This window comes from Flavivirga aquimarina (assembly GCF_030540835.1).
Taxonomy (GTDB): Bacteria; Bacteroidota; Bacteroidia; order Flavobacteriales; family Flavobacteriaceae; genus Flavivirga; species Flavivirga aquimarina.
The window spans coordinates 105,115-123,700 of the sequence record NZ_JAUOEK010000183.1 but is presented as its reverse complement, the minus strand read 5'-3'; the positions used below and the strand labels follow the sequence as shown (position 1 = coordinate 123,700).

The window sequence follows — 18,586 nt, the reverse complement described above, 5'->3', positions numbered from 1 at the left end:
TGAAGCATTTTTTAACTTCATATATAAGCCCATATCAAAAAATTACACAAAACATAAAAGCGATTAAGAAATATTACCTTTTTCTTAATCGCTTTTAAAATTACATTTGAAAAAGAACTACCTTTTTCAGTGGCCTCTTTTCAGCAGGCCTTTTATAAGTTTATCTTACTAATTTTTTATACTTTATTCGTTTCGGTATCAAATCTCCACCAAGACGCTTCTTTTTATTTTCTTCGTAATCACTAAAACTTCCTTCAAAGAAATAGACTTGAGAGTCTCCTTCAAAAGCAAGGATGTGTGTACATATTCTATCTAAAAACCATCTATCGTGTGATATTACTACAGCACAACCAGCAAAATTCTCTAAACCTTCTTCTAGTGCTCGCAGTGTATTAACATCAAGATCATTTGTTGGCTCATCTAAAAGTAATACATTGCCTTCTTCTTTAAGTGTCATGGCGAGGTGCAAACGGTTTCTTTCACCTCCAGAAAGTAATTTCACTTTCTTATTTTGTTCGCTTCCTGAGAAATTAAAACGACTTAAATATGCTCGTGAATTGACTTGTTTTCCTCCCATCATGACCAATTCTTGTTCGTCACTAAAGTTTTGCCAAATTGATTTTTCGGGGTCTATATTGGAATGACTTTGATCTACATAAGCTATTTGAGCTGTTTCTCCGACTTTAAACTCACCCTTATCTGGCGTTTCTTCTCCCATTATCATCCTAAAAATTGTGGTTTTACCGGCTCCGTTTGGCCCAATAACACCAACAATTCCTGCTTGTGGTAGATTAAAGTTTAAATCGTCATATAATAATTTATCATCATAGCCTTTACTTACTCCAGAGGCTTCAATAACATTGGTTCCTAGTCGTGGACCATTAGGAATGTATATTTCTAGTTTTTCGTCAAGTTGTTTTTGGTCTTGACTCATTAACTTATCGTAATTCTTTAAACGTGCTTTTTGTTTGGTTTGACGGCCTTTAGCGCCTTGTCTTACCCATTCTAGCTCACGTTCTAATGTTTTTTGACGTTTTGATGCTGATTTACTTTCTTGTGCTAATCGTTTTGATTTTTGATCTAACCAAGATGAATAATTCCCTTTCCATGGAATCCCCTCTCCTCTATCTAGTTCTAAAATCCAACCTGCTACATTATCTAAAAAGTATCTATCGTGCGTTACCGCAATTACAGTTCCTTTATATTGTGCTAAATGATGTTCTAACCAGTGTACAGATTCTGCATCTAAGTGGTTGGTAGGCTCATCTAATAATAATACATCTGGTTCTTGTAAAAGTAAACGGCATAACGCTACACGTCGTTTTTCCCCTCCAGAAAGCACACCAATTTTCTTGTCACCATCTGGCGTACGTAGGGCATCCATAGCGATTTCTAGTTTGGTATCTAGTTCCCAGGCATTGGCAGCATCTATTTGATCTTGAAGTTCTGCCTGACGGCTCATTAACTTCTCCATTTTATCTGGATTGGAATATACTTCTTCCAAACCAAACATGTCGTTAATTTTATTATACTCATCAAGAATGGCTACAGTTTCGGCAGCACCTTCTCGAACCACTTCCATGACTGTTTTATCATCATCTAGCTTTGGTTCTTGCTCTAAAAACCCAACGGAGTAATCTTGTAAAAAGGTGACATCTCCTTGGTAATTTTTATCAACACCTGCTATAATTTTTAATAGTGTGGATTTACCAGAACCATTAAGGCCCAAAATTCCAATTTTAGCTCCGTAAAAGAAGCTTAAATATATATTTTTTAACACTGGTGTATTAGCACCTTGAAATGTCTTGGTTAAACCAGACATGGAGAAGATTACTTTCTTATCGTCGCTCATTATTAATTATTAATTTATAGTCGCAAGACTTAATATGTGAAATTGTAAATAAAATTAAACCCTTCCTTTTAAGGCATTAAAAACCCATGCATTTGCAAAAAAGCCTATACCCACAGCCGCAAAGCCCCAGCCTGCAACATCATCATATCTAAACGCTCCTAGAGCAATTAGTGCTAGTCCTACAAAAATCATTATCCATGTCGCCCATGCCAGCACCGTATTCTTATTCATTGCCATAATTAAATTTTTATTTTTGAGCGCATCCTTGTTAGCTAACATAAATATTCATGCTCTTTTTAAGCCAAATATAAAGACTTAATTAAAGTTTGTGAGACAACCTTAGAAAGCTGCTATTTTCTAGCCTTTGCGCAATTAGATGGACAAATATCGTATTTTTAAATAAAAAAGCATCCATTTTTTGCATGCTTTCTCATTTTCAACACTGTTAATACGCATTTAAAATTAGAAAATGTACCTCTCAAGCCATTGCTTTTAATTTATGCTTTACTAGATAACATGTCTCTAATATGTTCGAAGAAACCCCATTTTACCCATTTGATAATCACGCATGGCTTCCATAATTTCTGTTTGTGTATTCATGACATAAGGCCCATAAGTAGTTACTTTTTCGTTAAAAGGTTCTCCCGAAAGAAATAATAATTTACTAGTATCATTTCCTTTAATAGAAAAACCATTCCCGTCTTGATTAAATTGAATGAGCTGATTTTCATCTAGTTTCAAGTTTTCTGAACCGTTAACTGTTACATCTCCATTTAATAAATACAACATTGACTGATGTGATTTAGGAACTTCTGCAAAGTACTCACCGCCTGTCTCAATAGCAATCATATAAGCATTTACAACTGTTTGTGTACTTATTTTTCCATGCTTACTTCCTAATTCACCAGCAATAATTTGAATTTTAACTTTTCCATCTTCAGAGGTTATTACATTAAAGTTTTCGTTTTTTACGTGCTGATAATTAGCAGAAATCATTTTCTTCTCTGCTGGTAAATTCAACCATAATTGAATCCCTTCTAGCGTCCCTCCTTTTTTCACAAACTCCTTTGTTGGACCTTCGGCATGAATAATACCGCGTCCAGCTGTAGTCCATTGTACATCTCCTGCTTTAACAATACTCTTATTCCCTAAAGAATCTCTATGTAATTGTTCTCCTTGTATTAAAAAGGTAATAGGTTCGAATCCACGATGCGGATGCGGTCCTAAATCGAATGGATTATTTTCTTCTGAAATTTTATAAGGGCCGTAATGATGTAATAATATAAATGGATCTACCATATCTATATCTCGACCTGGTAATGGTTGTCTTAATTGTATTGGGCCCATATTAACAAAATCGCTTCGCCCTACTGTTTTTATTGTGTTTGTTTTCATAATCCTCCCTAAGCCCTCCTAAGGAGGGACTTTTTTTAATATTAAACTTTTTTTTTATTCCCTCGAAGGAGGGAATCTTTTTATCGCGACCTCAAAAAGTATAATGAGATTCCCTCCTTCGAGGGAATGACAAATTAGTTGTCATCGCATTTTATCCAGCAGATTACTTAATTGCTCTGCTTCTTCTTCATTTAAATTTTTTAATAAATCTTTATTAATATTAGGCGGAATAGATGCTAAAAGCTTTTTCCCTTCATCGGTTATAACAATTTTAACAACACGTCTATCATGTTCTGAAGGTATCCGTTTAATATAATCCTTTGCACATAATTTGTCCATTAATCTGGTTGCATTGGGTGAACGCTCTAGCATTCTATCCTTAATAACCTGTACCTTTAAAGGTTCTTTAGCCCCTTTTAATATTCTCAAAATATTGTACTGTTGTGGGGATATTCCGAATGATTTAAAGAAATCATTTTGATAACTCGTTATCCAACTTGCTGTATATATAATGTTCAACAAAGCCTTAACTCTGTTGTTTGGAAACTTTGAATTGATATCTTTAGAAAAATCTCCCATGTTTTTTAGTGTTCAGTATTCAGTGTTCAGTATTCAGTGTTCAGTACTCAGTGTTCAGTAAACAGTATTCAGTTATAGTTCTTTTTGAAATGATGCTACTTTATTCTTTAAATCAGAGTTTAGTGCTTCATTGGTAATCTTTCCTTCTGAAAAATTATCGTTGAATGATGGAAAAGAAAAATCTTCAATAATGTTTCCCCCCATATAAGCAAAACGTCCTTTAGCGATATCCAAAACGGTTGCTCCTCCTCTACCTCCTGGTGAGGTTGCCATTAATAGCATAGGCTTTTCACTCCATAATTTGCCATCAATTCGAGACATCCAATCAAATAGGTTTTTAAATGCTGTAGAATAAGCGCCATTATGCTCTGCTAATGATAAAACAATACCATCTGATGCTTTTATGGTATCTAAGAATTTATGTGCGTTATCTGGAATACCATGATCAATTTCATAATCAATACCATATAAAGGTAATTCAAAATCATTTAGATCTAAAATAGTAACCGTTACGTTTTCAACCAAACTTGATGCATAGCTAGCAAGTTGTTTATTTATTGAGTTTTTACTGTTAGTTCCTGCAAATACAATAATGTTTTTCATAAGTTTTAATTATTTTATGATACAAATATAGTGTAAAAATAATTAGTTTCCAAGGAAACTAATTCCATGTTATATATTTTACGTTTTTCATTAGCAGAAATTCAGAATATCATAGTATGACCTTATTCGAAATAGGTGGCAACTATCCCTATACACTAATTTTGTTACCAAATACTACGGGTTTGTCAAATAAGTAGGAATGCTCGTTCCTTGTAAATAAGAATTAAAATAAGGTTGTTATTTAAAGTATGGATATATTAATCATTAATTTGTTTTACAATAGTTTACAGGATATATTAGCACCCTGAAAAAAAAAATATGTTCCCCAAAAACAACCTACTTTTTTTCTTTATAATTCTTGTTTATCAGTTTGGAAATACTCAAAGTTTAAAAAAACAAACTTTAGGAAACCAAGGTGCTTCTCATTTTGTTTATGCCAATAATAAAAGTTATTACATACTTGAGAGTATCGGACAAGCTAGTGTTACCCATACTTTTAATGCTAATAATTATTCATTACGACAAGGTTATTTGCAACCTGTGTCTGCTTCTTTAATTTCAATAGATTCCAATACAGATATTGAAGCGGTCATTTTTCCAAATCCGTTTTTATCTAAAGTTGAGGTTAAATTTAAAAAACCAATTATCGATATTTTACAGGTTACGCTTAGAGATGTTTTAGGCAGAATTATTTTAAGCAAACAATTTAGTCCAATGCAATCTATTGTTTTGAATTTAAATAATTTAAATACCGGGACTTATTTGATTCAAATAAGAATGCGTTCCAAATTATTAAATGCGAAGATTATTAAACGATAATATGAAGAAACAATTGCTACTTAATCTCATTTTTATATCCAGTATTTCAGGTTTTGCCCAACAATTATATATAGAATATGGATCTAATGTTTTATCGTTTGATTATAAAAACTCACAAGGTATGCCTCTAGATAATCTTTTACCGCAGTCTAAAACCTACCTGGGTATGGGATATAGAGATAATATCAATAGAGAAAAAACATTGTATCTCTCTTTAGGGGCTACTTATAATGGTTATGGTGCTATAGGAAGTGATCTTAGATTAGATAATTATTTTGAGTGGGATGTTAGTTATTTGGGGGTTACAGCAGGTTTAGATATTAAGCTGTTTCAATTAAATGATTTTTTATTCTATATAAAAGGGGCTATAGCTACCGAGTTCTTGATAAGAGGAAATCAAACTATTAATAATCAAGTTTACAATTTAGTAGGAGAAGATGAATTTAATAGTAGCATCTTTTTTATAAAAGGAAGCTTAGGCATGCAATACCCCATTTCTAGGAGTACGGCGATTTTTGCAAATTATACATTTGGCAAAACAGTACTGATAAATAGTGATACTAGTGAAGAAACATTAAAATTAAATGCACATCAATTTGGATTTGGCTTTATTATAAATCTGCCAAATTGTAATTGTGATAATTAAACAAAATATGAAAATGAGACCTACTTATTTAACTTTTTTATTATTAATATTTACGTGTTTTAGTTATGCACAAACAGATGGAATTACGTATCAAGCAGTTATTATAGATAATAATCCACAGGAAATACCAGGCGTAGATATTCCATCAAACAATATACCTGATACAGCATTACAGGTTAGATTTACAATTATAGATAATTTGAATAATTCCGAATATCAAGAAACTCATAATACAACAACCAATGCTTATAGTATGATTAATTTAGTGATAGGCAAAGGCACACCTAACATTGGAGCATTTGATGAGATATATTGGAATAACTCTAAATTTTTAATGGTAGAAATCGATTTAAATGATGGTAATGGAATGATTGAATTTAGTTACCAAGAGCTCACTTATATCCCATATGTAAGGCATAGAGAGATTATAGCAACGTCTACTTTAGATGTCGATGGGGTTACTAATTTAAATAGTGATTTATTTGTTAACAATGGTTCGGCAACTACCTTATCAGGAGATTTAACAGTAGAAGGCACGTCAAATTTAAATGATCAGGTAACCATTAATGCTAATATAACAGGAGGTGAAGAGAGTTATGAAGCATATCCATTAAGAATAGAAGGCAGCCAGCAAGGTATTGCAGTTAGATTAACAGCGGGTACTCCAAATAATTCTAATAATTTTATCACCTTTTTTGATAATGGCGGTAATGCTGTAGGTCGTATAGAGGGAGAAACAGCAGCAGAAGCAGCTAGTGATCCAGAGTTTATTTATGAAGAGTCTATTTTGGTAGCTGAAGAAGTAAAAGCAGGCGTAAATGTTGCTTCATCATTTACACCAATCGTTGTAGGAGGTGTGGGAGCTTCAACAGGCCCCTGTGGCCCTTGTATTGCTGCAGCGGCGGCAGATTTAGCTTTAGCCACAGCAAATTTGGTTACTTTTAATCTTTTCGCTTTATCTAATTTGGGGGTAACGTATCAATCAGGTTCTGCAGATTATGCCGAATGGTTAGAACGAAGCAACTTTGGTGAAAAAATGAGTGCAGGTGATATTGTAGGGGTAAATGGAGGAAAAATTTCTAAGTATACAATGAATTCACAACACTATATGGTTGTTTCTACTAAACCAGCCATATTGGGTAATATGCCAATGCAGGGGAATGAAGCATTATATGAAAAAGTAGCCTTTATGGGGCAAATTCCAGTGAAAGTTAGAGGTATTGTCTTGCAAGGAGATTATATCATACCTTCTGGTCTTAATGATGGAACAGGAATAGGTGTTTCTCCTCAAAAAATAAAAGCAGAACAATATCGTGAAATTGTTGGCGTAGCATGGTCTGAAGCATTGATAAATAATGGTGTATCAATGGTAAATATGGCTATTGGTTTAAATGCTAACGACGTGGCTAATTTGGCTATAGAACAGGAAAAAAAGATTAAAGTTTTAGAAGATAAATTCAAAACTTTAGAACAACGTTTATTAGCATTAGAACATGGTTCTGTTGAAGTTGTAAATTTAGAAAAAACGACCACAGAAAAGGAAAACAAGACACCTCAAAAAGAACTGTCAAGGTCTCAATTAGTTGCATCTTATATGCCTCCTGAGTTAAGTGACGAGATTATGGAACAGGCTATGTTATATTTAGAAAATGGATATAAGAATAATGGGATTGACATAGAAAACCACCCTGGATTAAATAAATTATTTAACGATTCTAAATATAGAAAAAAGATTATAGCAAAAACAAAGGCTAATTATAAAAAATCTTATAAGAAGCTTTTAGAAAAAAACTAGAATAAACAGAACGTTACGTTTTTAAACTAAAAAATCTTGAAACTAACTAATATATTACATGGATATTAACTTCAATAAAAACGAAGATCATAATAAACCCTTACTATTCTGATTAAACAACCGCTTGGAAAAAGTTTTTTAAAATTATGTGTTTTTTTCACACACCATTCTAAATCATGCTTTTATTTTTAGATAAATAATCTAAAATTTAAACCCATATGATGCTTTAATAGCTTCTAAAAACTTATGTGCATTATCTGGAATACCATGATCAATTTCATAATCGATACCATATAAAGGTAATTCAAAATCGTTTAAATCTAAAATTTCAACATCAACATTGCTAACCATACTTGATGTGTAAATTGCTAATTGTTTATTGTTTATTGTTTACATATTGATGTTTTACTGTTGCTTCCTCCAAAAGCTATTATTTTTTTCATCTAAATGTTTTTTTGTTTATACATAGGTATTATAAAAATATTTATTTTCCGAGGAATATATTTACATGGTATATTATTTGGTTTCATTTAAAGATGTTTGTATTAAAAATAATATGATAATGTTAATTTTTCTTATTTATGTGGTTTTTTCACGTATCATTTTAAAATATGATTTATATATTTATAACGAACAAATTTAAACCTAATAAAACATGAAAAAACTATTTTTTATTGCATTATTTACAATCGGACTAACAACAACTATAAACGCACAGTCGTATGCATCAGATGCAGATGAGCCTGCTAATTGGATAATTAATGATACAAGTAACGATTGGTATGTTGATCTAAGAGATACAAACACCCCAATTGTTAGTATTGAAGGTGCATACACTGAGCCAATAACATATTTTTATCCTATAGGTTCTGGTTCATATTTTAGCCAAACAGAAATACATATTGGATCTGATGTTTATAATTTTATTGTAGTGAGAGATACATCATACAATATTACCTATGTGGAAATATGGATAAGTTGATCAAAGACTATACTATTCAAACTTTTTTGAATTAAGTAATAAAATTTTAAACGGATTATGAAAAAGGACAAGATGAAAAACTAAACTTTTGTACTTTAGCATCAAAACTAAATAGTGCATGGATATTAACTTCAATAAAAATGAAGATCATAATAAACTCTTAATCTCCTAATTAAACAACCGCTTGGCAAAAGTTTTTAAAAATTATGTGGTTTTTTCACACACCGTTCTAAATCATGCTTTTTATCTTTAGATAAACAATTTAAAATTTTAAACCCCATGAAAAAACTTTTTTTTATTGCTCTTTTTGCAATCGGATTATCAACCACAGTACACTCACAATGTGTGTCAGATTATAATTATAATGATTTTACTTTATGCGGCTTAGATGAAGTAATAAACTTTAATGGAGGAAACAGTGGCGGTAATCGTTGTATTATTTGGGTGAATGGTTCTAACAAATATGCTAGTATTTATATAGGTGGCACTGAATATTCTGCATCGTTACAGTATAGATATCTTTTGGCTGGCTTAGACATGTACCATGTAGAAATAGATGCTGATGGTGATACTTATGAGTTCATGGTAGGAGTAAATGGTTACGCCCTTGAGGAATACGACATTTGCAAAAACTAATTTCAAAAAAACTTAAAAAGAAACCATCCTTAAAAGTGTTTTTTGGATGGTTTTTTTGAGTTTATATTTCTACAAAACTTCCTTACAAAGGTTGAATAATTTCTATTTGTTGTCTAGCTATAACAACAAAACTACTTACTATTAATTTAACTTCACCAATATTTAAAAATTAAGTCTTTCGTTTCATTATGTTTCTTTGTTTTCTTTCATAATAAATTCTGATTTATATAACATCGCTTAGAAGTATTATTCATTCGAAAAAAATATTTATATGTTAAAATTTTTATTTATGTGGTTTTTTCACACACCGTTCTAAATCATGCTCTTTATCTTTAGATAAACAATTTTAAATTTTAAACCCCATGAAAAAACTTTTTATTATTGCTCTTTTTGCAATCGGATTAACAACAACCATGCAAGCCCAATCCATATGTGTCAATAATTATTCTTATTCTGGTATGGGCTTTACTTATGATGGTTCTAATGGTGAATTAAATCAATTCATTACTATTGATAATAGTACCAAAAAGTTTACAGCAAGTATCTCTAATTTAACATGTGGTGTAGGGCTTATTCAAGAATCACTCACGTATTTATACCTAATGCATGGTCTTAACATGTATTATGGAGAAGTTCTGTTAAAAGGTGACACTTACGCTTTTACGATTGGTGTATATCCTCCTACCGGAGAAATTGAAGAGATTGATATCTGTAAAAATTAAATTTTAAAAAAGACTAAGTTCTAAATTAATAGACTAAATAATTTATAACCCTAAAGCCTCTTGTTAATTTGAGAGGCTTTTTAAATATTAATTTTAACAAAAACTTCTTATCTGAGATATAACAGTAAATATTCGACATAGATACTAAATGTTAAAATTTCTCATTTATGTGGTTTTTCACACGCCGTTCTAAATTATGCTTTTTATCTTTAGATAAACAATTTTAAATTTTAAACCCCATGAAAAAACTTTTTTTTATTGCTCTTTTTGCAATCGGATTGACAACAACAGTACACGCACAATGTGTTTCAGATTATAATTATAATGCAGACGGTGCTTTCGTAGAATTTAGATCAAGTAAAGTTAGGTGTTATATTGATTCTGGAACTTATACTGCTGGTATATATATTAATTATCGCACCCCAAATGTATATGTTTATGCTGAACCATTAAATTATATGTATTTTGTAGCAGGTCTTCATTTTTATACAAATACTATTACTGTAGGCGCTTACCAATATCATTATAATGCTGGCATTAATAGTAGTGGGATAATTGTTGTGTACGAAATATGTAGGATATAAATATGAGGCATCGCATCATATACCTCAAACTATTTTTGGTGGGTGATCTAAAATATTAATATATAAAAATTTTAGTGTATTGTGAAAAACTAAGCTTTTGTACTTTAGCATCAAAACTAAATAGTGCATGGATATTAACTTCAATAAAAATGAAGATCATAATAAACTCTTACTCTCCGAATTAAACAAACGCTTGGCAAAAGTTTTTTAAAATTATGTGGTTTTTTCACACGCCGTTCTAAATCATGCTTTTTATCTTTAGATAAACAATTTTAAATTTTAAACCCCATGAAAAAACTTTTTTTTATTGCTCTTTTTGCAATCGGATTGACAACAACAGTACACGCACAATGTCTAAATCAATCTAACACTCCTGGATATACTGGATATACTGGTTTTCTGGATATATTTACATTTGGTAGTGATTCTATCGATGTGGGAATAAGTGTTTCCTCTGAAACATTTACAATAGATGCTCAAATAATAAATTTAACTAATATGGGTACGTATTATGGTCCTAATTATCTAGAAGGTGGTGAAACATTTTATTTTGCTGAAATTACATATGGAGGTTATACTTATTCTGCTGATATATCCAAGAGTCATCTTAGTGGTTTAATAAATCATTGGGAGGTTTGTAGATATTAAACAATATATAAACTTACTCGTTGTGCATTTAAGGAAGCTTTCTTATTTTTAAGGGTATTAATATCATATTTAGGCTTAATAATTCTATGCCCCTAACCAAAGTATCAAAGTTATTGCTAAACTAAACCATTTAATTGATTTGTGAGATTTTTATCTTAAACGCACAACGGGTTAAACTTATACTTTTTTATTTGTATTATTTTATTCCCTTTCTCTTTCGTCGAACTCAAATTTGTAGATCCTCTTCAAATTTTTCACAGACACAATAATATATTTTCACTAACTTATAATTCTTATCATTGGTTTTTGCATTCAAAAAAACCTGTTGAAATAAACTTTTTACACACTTAAAGTCAGCACATTAAATAATTTTAACTGTGTTTTTTAAACTAATCAAACTTGTTTTTTTATTATTCCCAACTCTCAATTTGCATTTCTTCCTAACCAATAATCATTTGTTACCAAATTGATATAAAAACTAACATAATTATTAATAGTGGATATTAAAAAAAAACTTAAATCTTACAAAAAAGGATTAATCTAAAAATTTAAACTTTTGTACTTTAGCGACAAACTAACTAATATATTACATGGATATTAACTTCAATAAAAACGAAGATCATAATAAACTCTTACTCTCCGAATTAAACAAACGCTTGGCAAAAGTAAGCCTAGGAGGTGGAAAAAATCGCATCGAAAAGCATCATGCTAAAGGAAAAATGACTGCTAGAGAACGTATTAGTTATCTTTTAGATTCTAAATCTAAATCCATAGAAATTGGTGCTTTTGCAGGAGAGGATATGTACAAAGAACATGGCGGCTGTCCTTCTGGGGGTGTTGTTGTTAAAATAGGCTATATAAAGGGTAAACAATGCATCGTTGTTGCTAATGATGCTACGGTTAAAGCTGGTGCTTGGTTTCCAATTACTGGCAAAAAAAACTTAAGAGCTCAAGAAATTGCTATCGAAAATAAACTTCCTATTATTTACTTGGTAGATTCTGCTGGTGTGTATTTACCGCTTCAAGATGAGATATTTCCTGATAAGGAGCATTTCGGACGTATTTTTAGAAACAACGCTGTTATGAGTAGCATGGGAATCACCCAAATTGCTGCTGTTATGGGCAGTTGTGTTGCAGGTGGCGCTTACTTACCAATTATGAGTGATGAGGCTTTAATTGTTGACAAAACTGGTAGTATCTTTCTTGCTGGTAGTTATTTAGTAAAAGCTGCCATTGGAGAAACCATTGATAATGAAACTTTGGGAGGTGCAACAACACATTGTGAAATTTCTGGAGTAACCGATTATAAGGCTAAAGATGATAAAGATGCTTTAAATACCATTAAAAACATTATTGATAAAATTGGTGATTATGATAAAGCCGGTTTTAATCGCTCCGATTCAAAAAAGCCATTGGAAAACCCAGAAGATATTTATGGTATTTTGCCTAAGTCTAGAGCAGATCAATATGATATGTATGATATTATAAAGCGACTAGTTGATAATTCTGAATTTGATGAATATAAGGCAGGTTACGGACAAACCATTATTACTTGCTATGCCAGAATTGATGGTTGGGCGGTTGGCATTATTGCTAACCAACGTAAATTGGTTAAAACTAAAAAAGGCGAAATGCAATTTGGGGGTGTTATTTATAATGATAGTGCTGATAAAGCAACGCGTTTTATTGCGAATTGCAATCAGAAAAAAATACCGTTAGTGTTTTTACAAGATGTTACTGGTTTTATGGTTGGTAGTAAAAGTGAGCATGGCGGTATTATTAAAGATGGTGCCAAAATGGTAAATGCTGTTAGTAATTCTGTAGTTCCAAAATTCACAATTATCATTGGAAACAGTTATGGCGCAGGTAATTATGCCATGTGTGGAAAGGCTTACGATCCTAGGTTAATTGTTGCATGGCCAAGTGCAGAACTTGCTGTTATGAGTGGAAATTCGGCAGCCAAAGTATTATTACAAATTGAAAAAGCTTCGTTAAAAAAGAAAGGTGAAAAAATTACGCCTGAAAAAGAAGCAGAGCTTTTTAATAAAATAAAAGACAGATACGATAACCAAGTATCACCATATTATGCTGCTGCCCGTATTTGGACTGATGCTATTATAGATCCCTTAGATACTAGAAACTGGATTAGTATGGGTATAGAGGCTGCTAACCACGCTCCTATTGAAAAGCCATTTAATTTGGGGGTTCTTCAGGTATAATTTCAATTAAAAAAATGTTTTGAAGCTTTACTTCAGGTCTATATATTGGTATAGGTACGACTAATTGAATTCTGGAACTTATTTATTTTCTCATAAAAATTCTGTATCTTAATAGTTGAAAATCAACACCTTTTAACTATGGGAACAATAAAAACACTCAACAAATGGGCAAATGCGCATACGTATTTGCCATTAGATCTACTACGCGTTGCTCTTGGTGTCTTTCTATTTATTAAAGGCATTAGTTTTATGTCAGACAGTGCTATGCTAATGGAGTTATTTAAACCAATACAAAATTTGGCCGGTGGTATGGCGGTTATTCACTATGTAGCTCCTGCTCATTTTATTGGAGGTATTTTAATTGCTTTTGGTTTGCTTACCAGATGGGTTATTATTGCTCAGCTACCAATTTTAATTGGTGCTATTGTTATAAATTTTGCAGGAGAAATGAATTCTGATAATTTACTATTGGCAATTATAACCTTAGTAATTTGTATCTTTTTCTTGTTTTATGGTTCTGGTAAAAACTCCTTAGATTATTATTTTAAAATGCAGAAATAAAAAAGAACAACTTAAAAAGTTCTGTCATGATTGGAAGAAATTCCAATCATGATTAACTTAACTCGATTTAACGTTCCTATTTAAAAGTATAAAAGCTAATAAAATTAATGCTTGTCTCCTCGAGCGCAGTCGAGAGGTTAATATAAACTCATAAAATTTCACTAGGTCTCGACTGCGCTCGACCTGACATGTCATTAATCAATTGAAAATCAACACAAAGCTCATATAATAAATCGAACTCTCGTTAATTACTTATTAAAAGGTAATTTCCATAAAGCAGTCCAGTTTTTTACAGCACTAAGCACTTCGTTAAAGTATCTTCATAAATAGCTTCATATTGCGGAACGATGGCATGTAAATCGAATATTAAAGATTCCTTTCTTGCTTGGTCTTTAAAAGTCTGCAAACGTTTTTCATCCTTTAATATATAAAGTGCATTTTTAGTCATATCATCCACATCTCCTACACGGCTTAAAAATCCCGATACGCCATGTGCGTTTACTTCTGGGATGCCTCCTGTATTACTCGATATTACTGGCACACCTGATGCCATAGCTTCTAAGGCAGCTAATCCAAAACTCTCTGTTTCTGAAGGTAGTAGAAACAGATCACTAAAACATAATATTTTATCTATTTCATTGCTTTTTCCGAAAAAGACGACTTTGTCCTGAATGCCCAATTCCTGACAGCGCAACTCTATTTTTTCACGCTCTGGTCCCTCTCCTACCAACATAAGTTTTGCTGGTATTTCTTTTTGAATATTATAAAACACAGAAATGACATCCTGTGCGCGTTTTACGGGACGCAAATTACTAATATGGGTGACTATTCTTTCATTATCGTTAGCCATCATTTCTCGCTGACAATCTGAAAAACCAGTATTGTATTTCTCCAAATCAATAAAGTTTGGTACCACATGAATATCATTATGAATGTTAAATAACCGCAACGTATCGTCTTTTAAACTTTGGGATACTGCTGTTACTGCATCTGATTTATTAATACTGAACGTAACTGCCGATTTATAAAATGGGTGGCTTCCTACAAGTGTAATATCGGTACCATGCAGAGTGGTTACTATTGGTAAATAAATGCCTTCTTCTTTCAGCATTTTTTTAGCCATATAAGCTGCATAAGCATGCGGAATTGCATAATGAACGTGTAGAATTTCTATTTTATGAAGTTTTACCATATCTACCAATTTGCTAGATAATGCCAACTCGTATGGTTGATAGTGAAACAATGGATATTCCGGAACATTTACTTCATGATAGTGCACATTATTACTTAATAGTTCTAATCTTACGGGTTGATTATACGTTATAAAATGTACTTCATGCCCACGTTTAGATAATTCTAAACCAAGTTCTGTAGCAACAACACCACTTCCTCCAAATGTCGGATAACAAACAATTCCTATTTTCATATTTTTTAATTCTAAGTATCTAAAGCTTTTTAACTTTATACTACTTAACTATAATTTCAATTTTTTATTCTTCTATCGCTTCGTAAATTAAGCGTTGTATTTCGGTTCTTATATTCTCCCGTAATAATAAATTTTTTCCAGCTTTAGGATAGGTTCTATTTGCTAAAAAAACATAAACTATTTCTTCTTCGGGATCTGCCCATGCGTAGGTTCCTGTAAATCCTGAATGGCCAAAACTTGTCATAGATATACAACCACACGTTGGTCCTTCTTCTCCTAATTGTGGTTTATCAAACCCAACCCCTCTTCTATTTCCTTTCTTACAATAATAGCAAGTATTAAATTTATCAATAGTTTTTGGCTTTAAATAGCGTTTACCTCCATAATACCCTTTTTGCAGATACATTTGCAAAATTTTTGCTACATCGTTAGCATTACTAAAAACACCGGCATGTCCGCCTATACCATTTTGCATAGCAGCTCCCATATCATGCACATAACCGTGTATTTTTTTATACCTGTAATAATCATCTACTTCTGTAGGAACAATTTTTTTATTACTTATTCTATGGTATGGGTTATATAATGTATTATTAGCTCCCAATGATTGATAAAAATGATCTTGTACTAATTTATCAAGTGTTTTGTCGTAATGGGTTTCTATAAATTTCTTTAAAATATAATAAGGAAAGTCACTATATCTATATCTTAACCTTTCTAACAACTTCGAATCTTTAATAATGCTGTTTATAGAATCCTTATAATCAGAACGTAAGAATAAATCCTTGGTGACTTCTATATTGAATTTTTTACTTCTCTTACCTCTATAATATTTTTTGCTTGGTCGTTTGGTTACTGTATCTAAAGTATGATAATAAAATGGCTCCCAAGGTCTTAATCTGGCATAATGGGATAACATACTTTTAATCGTTATGTCTTCTTTATTTGAACCTTTATATTCTGGTAATATTTTTGAAAGCTTAGTATTTAACGATACGATACCTTTCTCTTCCAGTTCCATGAGCAATGGCAATGTTGCCAATATTTTAGTTAAAGACGCAACATCGTAAAGATCGTCAAACTTCACCTTGGTTTTTCCTTCATAAGTGTGCTTACCAAAACTTTTATTGTAAATAACCTGTCCTTTTCTTGCTATTAGTAATTGAATCCCTGGTGTCATCTTACGGTTTACCGCTACCTGTGCAACGGAGTCTACTTTTTTTAGTTTTTGAGAACTCATCCCTACACGCTCGGGAATGGTATACCCTAACCTTTTAATCCCATTAATGTTAAACCCTTCTCCTACTAAAAACTTTCCGGCAGACACCGGTAAATGCCCTTTGGCAGGTATTGCTCCAAAAATAAGTTGCGCCGATTTTTGTTGTGCGATATCACTATTCTGGTAACTTACTACGATGCTTTCTATATTTTCAATATTTTTTAAATCTGAAAGCGCATAAGGTTTTACAAAAACATCTAAAATAACCGTATGTGTTCGAGCTATTTTTTCTATCCAGTCTAATTCTTTTTTAGTGAATTGGTACTTTTCCCATGGGCTTTCATTAGAGCGATGTAAACCTATAATTACGGTGTTATATACCTGAAGTTTCTTAATTAAATCATTAGACTTTGTTCCTTCTATACGATGTACTTTTGCGTATTTTTTTAATTCATTAAAAAAGGTTAAGCCGCTATCATCCCCCATGTTTACATACGCTATCGTTTTAGTTTCTAATTGCCTTAAAGGCATAACAGTTTTATCATTCTTTACAACTGTAATAGCGCTTTCAATAAGTTCTTCATATAAAATATCGTCTTCTAGCCTATTTAAATCTTTAGTTAAATTATATAACCCAATAGGTTCATAATTATTTAAGCCTACTTTATATTTGGCTTGCAATATTTTTTTCACCGAATGCTCTAAGCGTAATTCTGTTATATCTCCTTTGTTATAAGCTTCTATTATTTTAGAAACACCTTTGCTTACATCTTCAGACATTAGCATAACATCGTTCCCTGCTTTAAAAGCGGCCAGATCTATAGCACCTGTTTCATTAAAGTTTGAAGCGCCTTTCATGGTTAATGCATCTGTAAATATGAGTCCTTGAAAGCCTAATGTGCCTTTTAAAATATCGGTAACTATAGGTTTAGATAGTGATGAAGGGTAACCAGAACGAGGCTCTAAACTGGGTACATTTAGATGTGCTACCATAACGCTGGATAAACCTTCCTTTATAAGTTTTCTGTAGGGATATAACTCTATGGAATCGATGCGCTTTTCATTAAAATTTATAGTTGGTAATGTTTCATGCGAATCTTGATCTGTATCGCCATGACCAGGAAAATGTTTTGCGTTGGCTAAAACACCTGCATCTTGCATCCCTTTCATAAAAGCCAATGCTTTTTCGGTTACATTATCTCTATCTTCTCCAAAAGAACGGTTACCAATTATCGGGTTTTTAGGGTTGGTATTAATATCTACAACCGGGGCAAAATTAAAATGAACCCCTAAACGCTTACAATGTTCTCCTATTTTTCTTCCTGTTTGTTCTATAAGGTCTGTGTCTCTTATAGCTCCCAGTGTCATATTCCACGGAAATGCATAGGTAGAATCTAAACGCATGCTTAACCCCCATTCTGCATCCATTCCAATTAATAATGGTGTTTTAGAAAACGATTGCAATTCGTTATTCAATTTTGCTTGTTTAACTGGCCCTCCATTTGAATAAATTAAACCACCTATATGATAATCTTTAATTAACTTAATAATTTTATTTTTTGAGGTAGCGTCTTGATTAGACATTACTTGCACCATGTATAGTTGCCCTACTTTTTCGGCTAAAGTCATAGATTTATAAACACTGTCTACCCATTTTTTTTGAGTTTTTACGTTATCGGCTAATAAAGGGTTTTTGGTTGTTTGACTAAACGTTGAGAGGGTTGCAAAAATGAATGTTGCTATAAAAAAAATACGGTGCATAAAAAGAATCATTAAAAGCATTAATAGTTAATTACCTACCTACTAATATTAATGCCAAATTAACACTTTTAAAGAGAAGATGAAAAGACTTTGAGAAGATTTATAAAGAAATAATAAACGATTATTTTAAAGAGTGCCA

Annotated in this window: 18 protein-coding genes; 10 read left to right on the top strand and 8 right to left on the bottom strand. The window is 31.9% G+C overall.

All coding sequences use genetic code 11. The annotated features are described in order from the left end of the window. Positions 1 to 160: 160 nt before the first annotated feature. From ettA to Q4Q35_RS20055, 5 genes are all read right to left on the bottom strand, one after another. Complete coding sequence (ettA, locus tag Q4Q35_RS20075; protein ID WP_303279817.1) at positions 161 to 1,852, bottom strand: energy-dependent translational throttle protein EttA; 1,692 nt, start codon at positions 1,850 to 1,852, stop codon at positions 161 to 163. Positions 1,853 to 1,906: 54 nt separating this feature from the next. Further along, positions 1,907 to 2,089 carry a CAL67264 family membrane protein gene (locus Q4Q35_RS20070; RefSeq protein ID WP_303279820.1) on the bottom strand — a complete coding sequence of 61 codons (183 nt, stop codon included), beginning with the start codon at positions 2,087 to 2,089 and terminating at the stop codon, positions 1,907 to 1,909. A 285-nt stretch (positions 2,090 to 2,374) separates the two neighbouring features. Continuing rightward, the gene (locus tag Q4Q35_RS20065) at positions 2,375 to 3,247 is read right to left on the bottom strand and encodes a pirin family protein (protein ID WP_303279816.1); all 873 of its coding nucleotides are present in this window, start codon (positions 3,245 to 3,247) and stop codon (positions 2,375 to 2,377) included. A 141-nt stretch (positions 3,248 to 3,388) separates the two neighbouring features. After that, on the bottom strand, positions 3,389 to 3,826 hold the full coding sequence (locus Q4Q35_RS20060; RefSeq protein ID WP_303279815.1) for a MarR family winged helix-turn-helix transcriptional regulator: 438 nt from the start codon (positions 3,824 to 3,826) through the stop codon (positions 3,389 to 3,391). 72 nt (positions 3,827 to 3,898) lie between these two features. Then, positions 3,899 to 4,429, bottom strand: a complete 531-nt coding sequence (locus Q4Q35_RS20055) for an NADPH-dependent FMN reductase (RefSeq protein WP_303279814.1) — start codon at positions 4,427 to 4,429, stop codon at positions 3,899 to 3,901. 318 nt (positions 4,430 to 4,747) lie between these two features. On the opposite strand from Q4Q35_RS20055, the gene Q4Q35_RS20050 reads away from it, so the two are divergent. From Q4Q35_RS20050 to Q4Q35_RS20040, 3 genes are read left to right on the top strand one after another with little or no spacing between them, the layout of a single operon-like run. After that, entirely contained in the window at positions 4,748 to 5,248 is a 501-nt protein-coding gene (locus tag Q4Q35_RS20050; RefSeq protein ID WP_303279813.1) for a T9SS type A sorting domain-containing protein, read from the top strand. Position 5,249: 1 nt separating this feature from the next. Beyond that, positions 5,250 to 5,894, top strand: a complete 645-nt coding sequence (locus Q4Q35_RS20045; RefSeq protein WP_303279812.1) for an outer membrane beta-barrel protein — start codon at positions 5,250 to 5,252, stop codon at positions 5,892 to 5,894. A 13-nt stretch (positions 5,895 to 5,907) separates the two neighbouring features. Then, positions 5,908 to 7,689, top strand: coding sequence for a hypothetical protein (locus Q4Q35_RS20040; protein WP_303279811.1), 1,782 nt, complete (start codon positions 5,908 to 5,910; stop codon positions 7,687 to 7,689). A 201-nt stretch (positions 7,690 to 7,890) separates the two neighbouring features. On the opposite strand, the gene Q4Q35_RS22445 is transcribed toward Q4Q35_RS20040, so the two are convergent. After that, positions 7,891 to 8,040, bottom strand: a complete 150-nt coding sequence (locus Q4Q35_RS22445; protein ID WP_367892765.1) for a hypothetical protein — start codon at positions 8,038 to 8,040, stop codon at positions 7,891 to 7,893. Positions 8,041 to 8,344: 304 nt separating this feature from the next. Here Q4Q35_RS22445 and Q4Q35_RS20030 point away from each other — a divergent pair, with 304 nt between their 5' ends. The 7 genes from Q4Q35_RS20030 (at position 8,345) to Q4Q35_RS20000 (ending at position 14,041) form a co-directional block, all read left to right on the top strand. Beyond that, on the top strand, positions 8,345 to 8,671 hold the full coding sequence (locus tag Q4Q35_RS20030; protein WP_303279810.1) for a hypothetical protein: 327 nt from the start codon (positions 8,345 to 8,347) through the stop codon (positions 8,669 to 8,671). Between the two features lie 279 nt (positions 8,672 to 8,950). Beyond that, positions 8,951 to 9,307, top strand: a complete 357-nt coding sequence (locus Q4Q35_RS20025) for a hypothetical protein (RefSeq protein WP_303279809.1) — start codon at positions 8,951 to 8,953, stop codon at positions 9,305 to 9,307. 362 nt (positions 9,308 to 9,669) lie between these two features. Beyond that, positions 9,670 to 10,029 carry a hypothetical protein gene (locus tag Q4Q35_RS20020; protein WP_303279808.1) on the top strand — a complete coding sequence of 120 codons (360 nt, stop codon included), beginning with the start codon at positions 9,670 to 9,672 and terminating at the stop codon, positions 10,027 to 10,029. Positions 10,030 to 10,268: 239 nt separating this feature from the next. Next, on the top strand, positions 10,269 to 10,613 hold the full coding sequence (locus tag Q4Q35_RS20015) for a hypothetical protein (RefSeq protein WP_303279807.1): 345 nt from the start codon (positions 10,269 to 10,271) through the stop codon (positions 10,611 to 10,613). Between the two features lie 288 nt (positions 10,614 to 10,901). Next, complete coding sequence (locus Q4Q35_RS20010; protein WP_303279806.1) at positions 10,902 to 11,261, top strand: hypothetical protein; 360 nt, start codon at positions 10,902 to 10,904, stop codon at positions 11,259 to 11,261. A gap of 590 nt (positions 11,262 to 11,851) precedes the next feature. Further along, on the top strand, positions 11,852 to 13,480 hold the full coding sequence (locus tag Q4Q35_RS20005) for an acyl-CoA carboxylase subunit beta (RefSeq protein ID WP_303279805.1): 1,629 nt from the start codon (positions 11,852 to 11,854) through the stop codon (positions 13,478 to 13,480). A 138-nt stretch (positions 13,481 to 13,618) separates the two neighbouring features. After that, complete coding sequence (locus Q4Q35_RS20000) at positions 13,619 to 14,041, top strand: DoxX family protein (protein WP_303279804.1); 423 nt, start codon at positions 13,619 to 13,621, stop codon at positions 14,039 to 14,041. A 289-nt stretch (positions 14,042 to 14,330) separates the two neighbouring features. Here the strand turns inward: Q4Q35_RS20000 and bshA are convergent, their stop codons facing one another. Next, entirely contained in the window at positions 14,331 to 15,467 is a 1,137-nt protein-coding gene (bshA, locus tag Q4Q35_RS19995; protein WP_303279803.1) for an N-acetyl-alpha-D-glucosaminyl L-malate synthase BshA, read from the bottom strand. A gap of 64 nt (positions 15,468 to 15,531) precedes the next feature. Then, the gene (locus Q4Q35_RS19990; RefSeq protein WP_303279802.1) at positions 15,532 to 18,447 is read right to left on the bottom strand and encodes a serine hydrolase domain-containing protein; all 2,916 of its coding nucleotides are present in this window, start codon (positions 18,445 to 18,447) and stop codon (positions 15,532 to 15,534) included. Positions 18,448 to 18,586: the final 139 nt, after the last annotated feature.